Source organism: Micromonospora coxensis, assembly GCF_900090295.1.
Taxonomy (GTDB): Bacteria; Actinomycetota; Actinomycetes; order Mycobacteriales; family Micromonosporaceae; genus Micromonospora; species Micromonospora coxensis.
The window spans coordinates 2,431,793-2,444,343 of the sequence record NZ_LT607753.1 but is presented as its reverse complement, the minus strand read 5'-3'; the positions used below and the strand labels follow the sequence as shown (position 1 = coordinate 2,444,343).

Annotated in this window: 12 protein-coding genes; 7 read left to right on the top strand and 5 right to left on the bottom strand. The window is 74.0% G+C overall.

Features of this window, described 5'->3' with window-relative positions:
- Nucleotides 1-24: 24 nt before the first annotated feature.
- A complete protein-coding gene (locus GA0070614_RS10910; RefSeq protein WP_172892410.1) occupies nucleotides 25-1,164 on the bottom strand; it encodes a carboxylate-amine ligase in 1,140 nt (379 codons plus the stop codon).
- 153 nt (nucleotides 1,165-1,317) lie between these two features.
- Here GA0070614_RS10910 and GA0070614_RS10905 point away from each other — a divergent pair, with 153 nt between their 5' ends.
- The 4 genes from GA0070614_RS10905 to GA0070614_RS10890 all read left to right on the top strand — a co-directional run bounded on the left by GA0070614_RS10905 (nucleotide 1,318) and on the right by GA0070614_RS10890 (nucleotide 5,495).
- Complete coding sequence (locus tag GA0070614_RS10905; RefSeq protein ID WP_231933606.1) at nucleotides 1,318-1,632, top strand: DUF6412 domain-containing protein; 315 nt, start codon at nucleotides 1,318-1,320, stop codon at nucleotides 1,630-1,632.
- Between the two features lie 83 nt (nucleotides 1,633-1,715).
- Nucleotides 1,716-2,459 (top strand): YidC/Oxa1 family membrane protein insertase, encoded by a 744-nt coding sequence (locus GA0070614_RS10900; RefSeq protein ID WP_088975849.1) that lies wholly within the window; start codon nucleotides 1,716-1,718, stop codon nucleotides 2,457-2,459.
- A 76-nt stretch (nucleotides 2,460-2,535) separates the two neighbouring features.
- Nucleotides 2,536-3,957 carry a carbohydrate-binding protein gene (locus GA0070614_RS10895; RefSeq protein ID WP_088975848.1) on the top strand — a complete coding sequence of 474 codons (1,422 nt, stop codon included), beginning with the start codon at nucleotides 2,536-2,538 and terminating at the stop codon, nucleotides 3,955-3,957.
- Between the two features lie 140 nt (nucleotides 3,958-4,097).
- Nucleotides 4,098-5,495, top strand: a complete 1,398-nt coding sequence (locus GA0070614_RS10890; protein WP_088975847.1) for a chitinase — start codon at nucleotides 4,098-4,100, stop codon at nucleotides 5,493-5,495.
- 73 nt (nucleotides 5,496-5,568) lie between these two features.
- Here the strand turns inward: GA0070614_RS10890 and GA0070614_RS10885 are convergent, their stop codons facing one another.
- A complete protein-coding gene (locus GA0070614_RS10885) occupies nucleotides 5,569-6,240 on the bottom strand; it encodes a DedA family protein (protein WP_088975846.1) in 672 nt (223 codons plus the stop codon).
- Nucleotides 6,241-6,335: 95 nt separating this feature from the next.
- Nucleotides 6,336-6,950: a DUF1349 domain-containing protein gene (locus GA0070614_RS10880; protein ID WP_088979367.1), complete on the bottom strand. Its 615-nt coding sequence runs from the start codon at nucleotides 6,948-6,950 to the stop codon at nucleotides 6,336-6,338.
- Between the two features lie 177 nt (nucleotides 6,951-7,127).
- On the opposite strand from GA0070614_RS10880, the gene GA0070614_RS10875 reads away from it, so the two are divergent.
- Both GA0070614_RS10875 and fabG read left to right on the top strand, forming a co-directional pair.
- Nucleotides 7,128-8,780 carry an alpha-amylase family protein gene (locus GA0070614_RS10875; RefSeq protein ID WP_088979366.1) on the top strand — a complete coding sequence of 551 codons (1,653 nt, stop codon included), beginning with the start codon at nucleotides 7,128-7,130 and terminating at the stop codon, nucleotides 8,778-8,780.
- An 89-nt stretch (nucleotides 8,781-8,869) separates the two neighbouring features.
- Complete coding sequence (gene fabG / locus GA0070614_RS10870) at nucleotides 8,870-9,628, top strand: 3-oxoacyl-ACP reductase FabG (RefSeq protein WP_088975845.1); 759 nt, start codon at nucleotides 8,870-8,872, stop codon at nucleotides 9,626-9,628.
- Nucleotides 9,629-9,968: 340 nt separating this feature from the next.
- Here the strand turns inward: fabG and GA0070614_RS10865 are convergent, their stop codons facing one another.
- Nucleotides 9,969-10,379, bottom strand: coding sequence for a hypothetical protein (locus GA0070614_RS10865; protein WP_088975844.1), 411 nt, complete (start codon nucleotides 10,377-10,379; stop codon nucleotides 9,969-9,971).
- Nucleotides 10,372-10,767: a hypothetical protein gene (locus GA0070614_RS10860; protein WP_172892409.1), complete on the bottom strand. Its 396-nt coding sequence runs from the start codon at nucleotides 10,765-10,767 to the stop codon at nucleotides 10,372-10,374. Before GA0070614_RS10860 ends, GA0070614_RS10865 begins: the two co-directional genes overlap by 8 nt.
- 615 nt (nucleotides 10,768-11,382) lie before the next feature.
- Here GA0070614_RS10860 and GA0070614_RS10855 point away from each other — a divergent pair.
- The gene (locus GA0070614_RS10855) at nucleotides 11,383-12,282 is read left to right on the top strand and encodes a Gfo/Idh/MocA family protein (RefSeq protein WP_172892408.1); all 900 of its coding nucleotides are present in this window, start codon (nucleotides 11,383-11,385) and stop codon (nucleotides 12,280-12,282) included.
- Nucleotides 12,283-12,551 lie beyond the last annotated feature (269 nt).

Genomic DNA, 12,551 nt, shown 5'->3' with positions numbered 1-12,551 from the left:
GGTGCCCAGTCTTCCACGGAAAGATCAGCCGCGGGTCTGTCGCGCCACGTCGGCCACCACGTCCTCCAGCCGGCCGGTGCGGGCGAAGACGGCCCGCTGCCGGGCCGCCCCGGTGCCGTGCCGGCGCAACCCGCCGAGCAGGTCGGTGACCTCGGCGAGGTCACCGTGCTCCTCCAGGGCGGGGCGGACCCGGTCGACGAGCCGGTCCAGCAGCTCCCAGGCGGGGCGCAGCTCGCCGTTGGTGAGGTCGACGCCGTCGCCCTCCAACCCGTCGTGGGCCGCCCGCCAGTGCGCGGCGACCAGCAGGTGGTGGTCGGTGTTGACGGCCGGCCGCCCTTCGGCGATGTCGGTCAGGGCGGTCGCCACGAGGGCCCGGACCAGGGCCGCGACCAGCACCGCGTCGTCGACCGACGGGCAGACGTCGCCGATGCGCAGCTCCACCGTCGGGTACTTCGCCGACAGCCGGGCGTACCAGTAGAGCATCCCCTCGTCGAGCATCACGCCGCTGGCGATGAGCTGCCGGATCAGCCGCTCGTAGTGCTCGTGGGACGCCAGGAACGGGGTGGGGGCGACCGACGGCCAGTGTTCCCACTCGATCGACCGCCAGCTCGCGTAGCCGGTGTCCTCGCCGCGGGCGAAGGGGGAGTTGGTGGTGACCGCGTGCAGCACCGGCAGCCAGGAGCGGACGTGGTTGAGCACCTGCACGCCGGTCTCCGGGTCGGGGACCCCGACGTGCACGTGCATGCCGTTGTTGCCGGGGCCGGGCACGAGCAGCCGGAACCGTTCGATCATGCGGTCGAAGCGGGGCTTGTCGACCACCGGCGGGAGGGGGCCGTCCACCGGCCCGGTGCCGATGGCGAGCAGCCGTACGCCGGCCCGCTCGGCGGCGTCGGCCAGCGCGGCGCGCAGCACCCCGAGGGAGTGCCGGATGGAGCGCAGCTCCAGCCCGGGCGGGCTGCCGATCTCGATCTGGCTGGTCTGGAACTCCCGCTCCACCTGGCCGCGCAGCTCCGGCGGCACCTGCTCCATGACCAGGTCGACGGCGGGCACCGCGGCGCCGGTGTGCGGGTCGACGAGCAGGAACTCCTCCTCGACCCCGACGGTCAGCAGGTCGGTGCCCTCCGGGGTCGTCGGCGTCACCTCGGCCGCCACCTGGCTGGTCATTGCCATCACCGTCCGTTCACGTCGACTGCGGGCCGTCCGCGTCGGTCGGGCTCGGGTTACCCAGGGTGGCGACCGCCGGAAACTCGGCCACGGCGTGCCGGCCGCGTGTCGCGATCCGGCCGAGCGGTGGACGCCGGACCCTAGGCTGGTCACGTGCCGGGTCTGCTGGTGGCGGTGGCGGGGCGGTGGGCGTACGCGCTCACCGCGCTGACGCTGCTCGCGGACCGTCCGGCCGAGTTCCTGGCCGGCGCGGCCCTGGTGGCCGCGCTGCTGCTCGCGGCGCTGGTCGCGGCCCGGCCCCGCCTGCACGGCGGCGCGCCGCGCGCCGGCCGGTGGACCGCCGGCCTGCGGGAGCGGGCCCGGCGCCGCCGGGTGCCGCGCCAGGTCGATCCGGACGCGGCGGGCCGACCCCGGCCCCGGGCACCGGGAGGCGTCCTCCCGGTCGGGTGGTGTCCGGCCGCGGGCTGACCCCGCGCGCCGCCGCCTCCCGACCGGTTCCGTCGTCATCCGTCCCGCCGGGACGTTCCGGAATCGCCATCGAGGGGTCACCCATGCTCGCCTTCTCACCCGTGCACGACGCGGTGGGCGCCGCCGGCGCCGCCGTCACCTGGCTCGCCGGCGTGCTCGCGCCGCTGACCGGCGGGGCCGCCACGGCCGCCGCCATCGTCCTGTTCACCGTCGCCGTCCGACTGCTGATCTCGCCGCTCACCGTCGCCCAGGTCCGCGGGGAGCGACGCCGCGCGGCGCTCGCCCCCGACGTCCGCCGGCTCCAGCAGCGGTACGCCGACGACCCGGCGAAGCTCCAGCAGGAGTTGTTCGCCCTCTACCGCCGGGCGGGCGCGTCGCCGGTGGCGGGTTGCCTGCCGGCCCTGCTCCAGGCGCCGTTCTTCCTGGTCATGTACCGCCTCTTCGCCACCGGCGACGGCAACGCCGGGCTGCTCGACGAGACGTTGGCCGGGGTGCCGTTGGGCTGGCACCTCGGCGACGGGCTCTCCGGCCCGGTGGTGGTGGTCTTCGGTGTGCTGCTGGTGGCGTTGTTCGGGCTGGCCCGGGTGCTGTCCCGGCGGGCGAAACGGGTCCTGGCGGCGACCGGGACGGTGGCCGGCACGCCGACCGAGGGGCCGGGGGCGGCCGTCCTGGGCCGGCTGGTGCCGCTGCTGCCGTACGGGGTGGTGCCGGTGGCGCTGGTGGTGCCGCTGGCGGCGGTGCTCTACCTGGTCACCACGACCGGGTGGACCGTGCTGGAGCAGGTGGTGCTCCGCCGTCCTCGCCCCCAGGACATCGACGCTCGTTGACAAAGGCGGGGACGGGCGCGTAGAAAACGCCCCCAGAGAGCGCTCTCTTGCCCGTCCCCGTCGAGAGGCAACCCCGATGAGCCCTGTCCCGGCGGCGTCCGCCGCCCCCACCGTCCCGCGCCGGTCCCGGCGGCGACTCGCCCTCGCCGTCACGGCCGTCGCCGCCACCGCCGCCCTCAGTGGCGTCACCGTCACCGCCGAGGCCGCGGTCCCGCCGCCCCCGGCCGGCTGGAGCCTGATGTGGAGCGACGACTTCACCGGCGCGTCCGGCACCCTGCCGTCCTCGGCCAACTGGATCATCGACACCGGCACCAGCTACCCCGGCGGTCCCGCCAACTGGGGCACCGGCGAGATCCAGACGTACACCGCCAGCACCGCCAACCTGGCCCACGACGGCGCCGGCAACCTGCGGATCACCCCGCTGCGCGATGCCGCCGGACGGTGGACGTCGGCCCGGATCGAGACGGTCCGCACCGACTTCAAGCCACCGGCCGGGGGAGTCCTCGCGATCGAGGGCCGGATCCAGATGCCGAACGTCACCGGCGCGCAGGCCGCCGGGTACTGGCCCGCGTTCTGGGCGCTCGGCTCGCCGTACCGGGGCAACTACCAGAACTGGCCGGGCATCGGCGAGTTCGACGTGATGGAGAACGTCAACGGGATCAACTCCGTCTGGGGGGTGCTGCACTGCGGCGTGGCCCCCGGCGGGCCGTGCGACGAGTTCAACGGCATCGGCGCGTCCCGGGCCTGTCCGGGCGCCACCTGCCAGTCGGCGTTCCACACCTACCGGTTCGAGTGGGACGCCTCGGTCAGCCCGCAGCAACTGCGCTGGTACGTCGACGGACAGCTCTTCCACACCGTGAGCCAGACCCGGGTCGGTGAGCCGTACTGGACCCAGATGACCGGCCACGGCGGCTACTTCCTGCTGCTCAACGTCGCGATGGGCGGCGCGTTCCCGAACGGGGTGGCCGGGTCCGCCACGCCGACCTCGGCCACCGTGCCGGGCCGGCCGATGCTCGTCGACTACGTGGCGGTCTACCGCCGTGGCGGCGGGAGCACCACCCCGCCGCCGACCACCCCGCCCCCGGGTGGAGTGCGGGACGCGTACGCGACCGTCCAGGCCGAGTCCTTCAACGCGCAGAACGGGGTGATCGTCGAGGCGTGCGCCGAGGGCGGGCAGAACATCGGCGCGCTGCGCAACGGCGACTGGGTCCGGTACGACAACGTCGACTTCGGCTCCACCCCGCCGCGCGACTTCGTGGCCCGGGTCGCCTCCGGCGCCGCCGCCGGGGTGAGCGGGCTGGTCGAGGTACGGGTGGACAGCCCGACCGCCCCGCCGATCGGCAGCTTCGCGATCGCCAACACCGGCGGCTGGCAGAGCTGGCGCTCGGTGCCGGGCAACGTCTCCACGGTCACCGGCCGGCACTCGGTCTACCTCACGTTCACCAGCGGCCAGCCGGCCGACTTCGTCAACGTCAACTGGTTCACCTTCCGGCGCTGAGCCGACGCCGGCCCGGCCCGTCCCCGTCGCGCCAGCCGGGGGAGGGGCCGGGCCACCCTCTGGACAGAAACAGTTAACACTCTTAATAATGGGGCGCCGACGTCGACAGCCATGGATCTCCATCTCCCCAGGAGGGTCGCATGACGCGTTCCCGCTCACTGGTCATCTCCCTGGTCACCGCGCTCGCGGCGACCATCGGCGCGGTCTGGGTCGCGCTGCCCGCGTACGCGGCCGGGCCCACCGCCACCTTCACCAAGACGTCCGACTGGGGCAGCGGCTGGGAGGGGAGGTACACCATCACCAACGGCGGGACCAGCACCATCACCGGCTGGACCCTCTCCTTCGACCTGCCCGCCGGGACCACCCTCGGCACCTACTGGGACGCCCTGCTGACCAGCAACGGCCAGCGGCACACCTTCACCAACCGGTCCTGGAACGGCACCGTCGCCCCCGGCGCCCAGGTCTCCTTCGGCTTCCTCGCCAGCGGCTCCGGCGTACCCGGCAACTGCCTGCTCAACGGCGCGCCCTGCGGCGGCGGGACCGGCCCGAGCCCGACGCCCACCACCCCGACGCCGACCCCCACCACCCCGCCGCCGACCACGCCGCCGCCGACCACCACCCCGCCGCCGCCCACCGGCGACCTGCCGAAGCACCTGCTCACCGGCTACTGGCACAACTTCGACAACCCCGCCGTCGAACTGCGGCTGCGCGACGTGCCGAGCGAGTACGACATCGTGGCGGTCGCCTTCGGCGAGGCCACCACCACCCCCGGCGCGGTCACCTTCGCCGTCGACCCGGGACTGGCCGCCTCCCTCGGCGGCTACACCGACGCGCAGTTCACCGCCGACGTGCAGACCCTGCGGTCGCGGGGCAAGAAGGTCATCCTCTCCGTCGGCGGCGAGGCCGGCCGGGTCGCGGTCAACGACGCCGCCTCGGCCACCGCCTTCGCCGACACCGTGCACGCGCTGATCCGCCGGTACGGCTTCGACGGCGTCGACATCGACCTGGAGAACGGCCTCAACCCGACGTACATGGCCCAGGCCCTGCGCGCCCTGCGGGCCAAGGTGGGCCCGGGACTGATCATCGCGATGGCCCCGCAGACCATCGACATGCAGAACCCGGCCGCCGGCTACTTCAAGCTCGCGCTGGACATCCGGGACATCCTCACCGTGGTCAACACGCAGTTCTACAACTCCGGGGCGATGCTCGGCTGCGACCAGAACGCCGCGTACGCCCAGGGGACGGTGAACTTCATCGTCGCGCTGGCCTGCATCCAGCTGGAGAACGGCCTGCGCCCGGACCAGGTCGGCCTGGGCCTGCCCGCCGGCCCCGGCGCGGCCGGCGGCGGCATCGTCGCGCCGAGCGTGGTGAACGCCGCGCTGGACTGCCTGGCGCGCGGCACCAACTGCGGCAGCTTCCGGCCGCCGCGCACCTACCCCGGCATCCGGGGCGCGATGACCTGGTCGGTGAACTGGGACGTCAGCAACGGCAACGGCTTCGCCCGCACGGTCAAGCCGCACCTGGCCACCCTGCCCTGACCGGACCGACCGCCGGCCGGGTCGTCGCCTCCGGGTGGCGGCCCGGCCGGCGCCGCGTGGCGAGCGTCGCCGGTCAGCGGCCGGAGGTCACCGACTCCCGCTCCCGCCGGGCCCGCCGCCGGCGCAGCTTCTTCATCGCCCAACTGGCGATCATGAAAGCGAAGACCACGAAGATCGCGTAGTTGAACCAGCTGCTGTAGCGGTCCACGTCCTCCCAACGGGAGCCGAGCGCGTAGCCCAGGCCGACGATCAGCGCGTTCCACACCCCGCTGCCCAGCGTGGTGAGCAGGACGAACTCGCCCATCGGCATCCGGTTCGCCCCGGCCGGCACCGACACCAGGCTGCGGACCACCGGCACCACCCGGCCGATCAGCACCGCCCAGCGGCCGTACCGCTCGAACCAACGGTCGGCCTTCTCCAGGTCGTCCAGGTCGACCAGGGGCAGCCGGTCGAGCCAGTGCTTGAGCCGGTCCTCCCCGAGGGCCGCGCCGACCCAGTAGAGCACCAACGCCCCGGCCAGCGAGCCGGCCGTCGCGGCCAGCACGATCAGCACGAGGTTGAACCGGCCCTCACTGGCCAGGTAGCCGGCCATCGCCAGCACGATCTCGCTGGGGATGGGCGGGATGATGCTCTCCAGGGCCACCAGGAAGGCGACCCCGAGCGCGCCGAGCGAGTCGATGACGCCGGCCACCCACCCGGTCAGCCCGGTGAACTGGTTCGGGTCCACGTTCTGGGCGTGCGCCATGGGCGTCCTTCCGCGGGAGCTGCCGGGGATCGGAAGGTGGTACCCCCACAGCTCCCGGCCACACCTCGCGGTGACCACGCCCACTGACGTCGTGCTCAGTGCTCCGGGTGCAGCGCGCGGTCGGCCGGCCCCCGACGCCAGCCGGTGAACCGGACGGTCAGCCCACCCCGTGTCGGCGAGCAGCAGTACGGCCCGGCCAGCGCCGCCGCCTCCGGCGCGAGCGGGGCGAGCCGGACCAGCCGCCACGGCTCGTCGTCCACCCGGGCCCGGACGGTCAGCGCGTCACCGTCCCGGCTGGCCCGGACGGTCACCTCCCGCCCCGCCCACTCCGGCACCGGGGCCACCGACCAGTCGGAGACCTCCCGGGTGACCACCGCCCCCACCTGCGGCTGGCCGTCGCTGACCTCCACCCCGGCCTTGACCCAGTTCCGCTCGTCCACCCGGACCAGCACCCCGGCCTGGTCGAACTGCGCGGCGTAGTCCAACCGGAAGCTCACCTCGACGGCGGCGCCGGCGGGCAGCGCGGCGAGCAGCGCCGGTCCGTCGTCGTGCACGAAGCCGTAGCTGGTGTGCCGCCAGAAGTCCGTCTCCGCGCCCGGCTCCACCAGCAGGTCGCCCTCGTCGGTCCGTGTCACCCGGACCGGGGCGTGCAACCACTCGCCGGTGTCCCAGTCGACGTCCCGGAGTGCCTCCTCGGCGTGCTGCGTCATGTCGGCACCGTACCCACCGCCGCCGGGCATCATGATCGACGCCACTTGCGGCGTGTCGCGGTGTCCCTGTTCCGGGAGACCGCGACCCGCCGCACACAAAGTGGATCATCGTCGGGGGCGCGGGGACGGCGGGTCTTCGTGTTTGCCGGGGCGGCCGGTCGGAGACATATGGTCGGCATGGGTGACAGGTGGTACTCCGAGGCGGTCGTCTACTGCCTCGACATCGACACGTACGCGGACTCCGACGGCGACGGGGTGGGTGACATCCGTGGGCTGATCGGCCGGCTCGACTACCTGGCCCGGCTGGGGGTGACCTGCCTGTGGCTGCACCCGATCCACCCGTCACCGAACCGCGACGACGGCTACGACGTCACCGACTTCTACAACGTCGACCCCCGCTTCGGCACCCTCGGCGACTTCGCCGAGCTGCTGCACCAGGCGCAGAACCGGGGCATCCGGGTGATCATCGACCTGGTGGTCAACCACACCTCGGACGAGCACCCCTGGTTCCAGTCCGCCCGCTCCTCGCCCGACTCGCCGTACCGCGACTGGTACGTCTGGTCCGACACCGAGCCGGACGACCGCCGGCAGGGCATGGTCTTCCCCGGTGAGCAGCACGAGACGTGGAGCTACGACCGGACCGCGAAGGCCTGGTACTACCACCGGTTCTACAAGTACCAACCCGACCTCAACATGGCGAACCCGAAGGTCCGCGAGGAGGTCAAGAAGATCGTCTCGTTCTGGCTCCAGCTCGGCGTCTCCGGCTTCCGGATGGACGCGGTGCCGTTCATCATCGAGCTGACCGAACCGGGCAACCCGAACTCGCCCAAGGACTTCGAGTTCCTGACCGAGCTGCGCCAGCACGTGCAGTGGCGTCGCGGCGACGCCGTCCTGCTCGCCGAGGCCAACGTGGAGCCCGACCAGCTCCCCGCCTTCTTCGGCGACGGATCCGGTTCCGGCAACCGCATCCACATGCTCTTCGACTTCATGCTCAACGGCCGGCTCATGCTGGCGCTGGCCCGCCAGGACCCGGAGCCGGTGATCGAGGCGCTGCGGGACACCCCGACGCTGCCCACCGGCGGGCAGTGGGCCACCTTCCTGCGCAACCACGACGAGATCGACCTCTCCCGGCTCACCGCCGAGCAGCGCAACCAGGTGTACGCCGAGTTCGGCCCCGAGGAGCACATGCGCATCTACGACCGGGGCATCCGACGCCGGCTCGCCCCGATGCTCGGCAACGACCGCCGGCGCATCGAGCTGGCGTACGCGCTGCAGTTCTCGCTGCGCGGCACGCCGGTGCTGCGCTACGGCGAGGAGATCGGCATGGGCGAGGACCTGTCGCTGTCCGGCCGGCAGGCCATCCGTACCCCGATGCAGTGGTCGTACAAGGAGAACGCGGGGTTCTCCACGGCGGAGCCGGAGAAGCTGGTCCGGCCGGTGATCGACAAGGGCGACTTCAGCTTCCAGCGGGTCAACGTGACCGCCCAGCGCAACGACCCGAAGTCGCTGCTGGCCTGGTTCGAGCGGATGATCCGTACGCTCCGCGAGGCCCCGGAGATCGGCTCGGGCTCCACCACCCACATCGACGTGCCGATGCCGCCGGGAGTGCTGGCGCACCGCGCCGACGGGCCCACCGGCACCATGGTCTTCCTGCACAACCTCGGCACCGAGGACGTCGAGGTCGACCTCGGCTCGCTCGCCCCGGAGGCGGACCTGCCGATCGACGTCCTCGCCGACCGGGGTTACGGCGAGGTGGGCAAGCTCGACAGCCTCAAGCTGGCCGGCTACGGCTACCGCTGGATCCGGCTGTGCCGGGGAGCCGCGTTCTGAGGCCGGGACGGGCCCGCTGAGGCCGGGACGGGCCGGCGCGCGGCTGGGTTAAGCTCCTTCGATCGAGCCCAAGTTACCGGGAGGTAATCATGTCGGAGGAGCCCCGCGTCGCCATCGTGACGGGAGCCGCGCGCGGCATCGGCGCGGCCACCGCCCGCCGGCTGGCCGCCGACGGCATGGCCGTCGCCGTGGTCGACATCGAGGAGTCGGCGACCAAGGAGACGGTGGACGCGATCGCCGCCGCCGGTGGCCGCGCCCTCGGCGTCGGCGCCGACGTGTCGGACCGGGCCCAGGTGGAGGCCGCCGTCGAGCGGGTCGCCGCCGAACTGGGCGCGCCGACCGTGCTGGTCAACAACGCCGGTGTGCTCCGCGACAACCTGCTGTTCAAGATGACCGACGCCGACTGGGACACCGTCATGGGCGTGCACCTGCGGGGCGCCTTCCTGTTCAGCCAGGCCGCGCAGAAGCACATGGTCGAGCGGAAGTGGGGCCGGATCGTCAACCTGTCCAGCACCTCCGCGCTGGGCAACCGGGGGCAGGCGAACTACTCCGCCGCCAAGGCCGGCCTCCAGGGCTTCACCAAGACCCTCGCCATCGAGCTGGGCCCGTTCGGCGTCACCGTCAACGCGGTCGCGCCGGGCTTCATCGTCACCGACATGACCGCCGCCACCGCCGCCCGGATGAAGGTCGACTTCGACGCGCTCCAGGAGCACGCCGCCGCCGAGATCCCGGTGCGTCGCCCCGGCCGCCCCGAGGACGTCGCGCACACCATCTCGTTCCTGGTCAGCGAGGGGGCGTCCTTCGTCTCCGGCCAGGTCATCTACGTCGCCGGCGGCCCCAAGGACTGACCCGGCCGACACCGCGCCACGCCACGCCACACCGCGCCACGCCACGCCACACCGCGCCACGCCACGCCACGTCGCGCCGCGTCGTGCGCGCCGCCCCTGCGGGGAATGGCCACTCTTTCACGGAAAGAGTGGCCATTCCGCGTTCCATAGCCACTCTTTCCGTGAAACTGCGCGCGGTGGGCCGGCGGCGCGAGGCGGGCGGGCCGGCGGCCCGGGTCGGGCGGGCCTGCGCGAACGGCCGGCGGCGCGGAGCGCGCGGGTAGGGCGGCAGCGCAGGGCAGGGTGGCGGCGCGGAGCACGCGGGGCGGCGCGGCGGCGCTGGGGTGACGGAGTGAGGCGGTCAGCGGGTGGTGTGGCGGGTGCGCCAGAGCCAGAGCAGGCCCAGCACCGGCAGCACCAGCGGGATGTAGCCGTACCCGCTGCCGAAGCCCGACCAGACCGTCTCGTCGGGGAAGAGCTCGGGGTCGGCCAGGCTGAGCACGCCGACGCCGAGCACTCCGACCAGCTCCACCGAGCAGCAGGCGAGCGCGACCCGGCGGCCGGCGTGCCCGGCGCGGGCCAGCCCCACGGCGGCCACGATGTAGATCAGTGCCGCGAGCGCGGAGAGCAGGTACGCCACCGGCGCCTCGTCGAACTTCGTGACGAGCTGGAGCGTGGCCCGCGAGGTGGCGGCGATCGCGAACAGGATGTAGACCGCGATCAGCAGCCGTCCCGGCCCGGAGTTGGTCGTCGGCGTGTCCGGGTCAGCCACCGGCGAGGTCCCAGGTCTGCTGGAGCCGGACCACGACCACCGGCAGCACGAGGCAGACCGCGCAGACGATCGCGGAGCCCCAGCGGGTCGGCTCCATCTTCGCCAGCACCCAGGCCAGCGGCGGCAGGCAGACCAGCGTCACCAGGTAGCCGAAGAACGCGCCGGGCTCGTCCGGCCGCTCGCTCCCACCGAGCGCGACCAGCGCCGACACGGTCAGCGCGAGCAGCGCGACCTCAAGGACCGCGAGGCCGACGAACTGGAGGCGGTCCGGCGCGCGGTGGCGCACCGCCGCCACCAGGCTCCAGAGCGCGAGTACGAGCGACAGCACGATCGTTGCCGTCGCGAGGATCCCGTCCACCGGCGTCGCGGTCGAGGCTGCGTTGGTCATCGGGGGCATCCGGTCCCGGTCTCGGTCACCGGCACAGCCTACTAACCGTCGTAGTACTCGCCGTCGGCCCGGTCGGTGCCCGAGCGACGTGTCGGCCGGGCACCCCCGGCGCCGCCCGGCTCCTCGCGGTGCTGCTCGGCCTGGCCGCAGTGGCCGGGTCGCCAGCAGTTCGAGCCAGCCGCGCCGAGCCCGCCCCTAGGACCAGTCCGAGGGTTGCCGTCGACGCGGCCGACCCGGCGCGGCCCGGCCCAGCCCGGCCCAGCCCAGCCCGGCCCGGCCCGGCCCGGCGCGGCCCGGCCGACCCGGCCCAGCGTGGCCGACCCGGCCCGGGCACAGCGTGCCCGGGCTGACCCGGCCGGGCCCGGGCTGACCCGGCCGGGCCCGGGCTGACCCGGCCGGGCCCGGGCTGACCCGGCCCGGCCTGGCCCGGCCCGGCCCGGCCTGGCCCGGCCCGGCCTGGCCCGGCCCGGCCTGGCCCGGCCCGGCCTGGCCCGGCCTGACCCGGCGCGGGCGACCCGGCCCGGCCGCGTCGGCTGCGCGGGGGCGGACCGGCGACTAGCGTGGATCACGGCCGCGGGTGTCGCCGCGGCGGGGGACGACACCCGGGGGTACCTCGTGCTGCGGTTCGGTTTGTTCGGCACCGGCCACTGGGCGGCGGAGACGCACGCCGCGGCGATCGACGCGCACCCGCGCGCCGACCTCGTCGGGGTCTGGGGGCGCAACCCGGAGCGGGCCGCCGCGCTCGCCGATCGGCACGGCGTGCCGGCGTACGACGACGTCGACGCGCTGCTCGACGCGTGCGACGCGGTGGCGGTGGCGCTCCCACCGGACGTGCAGGTCGACATCGCCGTACGCGCCGCCATCGCCGGCCGTCACCTGCTGCTGGACAAGCCCCTCGCGCTGAATCTCGCCGACGCCGACCGGTTGGTCGCCGCCGCGCAGCAGTCCGGGGTCGCCTCGGTGGTCTTCTTCACCCAGCGGTTCCACCCGAACATCACCGGCTTCCTCGCCTCGACCGCCGCGGCCGGCGGCTGGCAGCACGCGCGGGCGACCATGTTCGCCTCGATCTACCAGCCCGGCAACCCGTACGGCGACTCGCAGTGGCGGCGCGAGCACGGCGCCCTCTGGGACATCGGCCCGCACGCGCTGTCGATCATCCTGCCGGTGCTCGGCCGGGTGACCCGGGTCGCCGCGATGGACGGGCCGAGCGGGCTGGTGCACCTGCTGCTCACCCACGACGGCGGCGCGACCAGCGCGCTCTCGCTCACCCTGGACGCGCCGCGCGCGGCGATGACCCGCGACTTCGTCTTCTTCGGCGAGAACGGCACCGAAACCGTCCCGCCGGCCGACGGTAGCGCGCTGACCGCGTTCGGCACGGCGATCGACCAGCTCGTCGAGGAGATCGACGCGGGCACCCGGGACCACCGCTGCGACGTGCGCTTCGGTCGGGAGGTGGTGGAGATCCTGGCCGCCGCCGAGGCGGCCCGCCGGGCGGGGCGCACCCTCGACCTCTGAGGCCGGGAAATTGCGTCGCCGGCCGACGGGTCGGTCACTAGGCTGGCCGCCATGTGCACGCATGCCCTGATCGACGTGGCCGTCGCGCCGGCCACGTGGGGCCTCCTGCAGGTCTCCCGTCCGCGAGTCCGGCGCCCGGCCCTGGCCGGCCGGGACGCCCACCGCGCCTGACCTGACCCGCGTACACCCGCCGCCCGATCACCGGGCCGGCCGGTGTGTCGCGCACCGATCCGGTGCCGCCGTCCGCCCCTGTCGCACCGCGCCGTCGG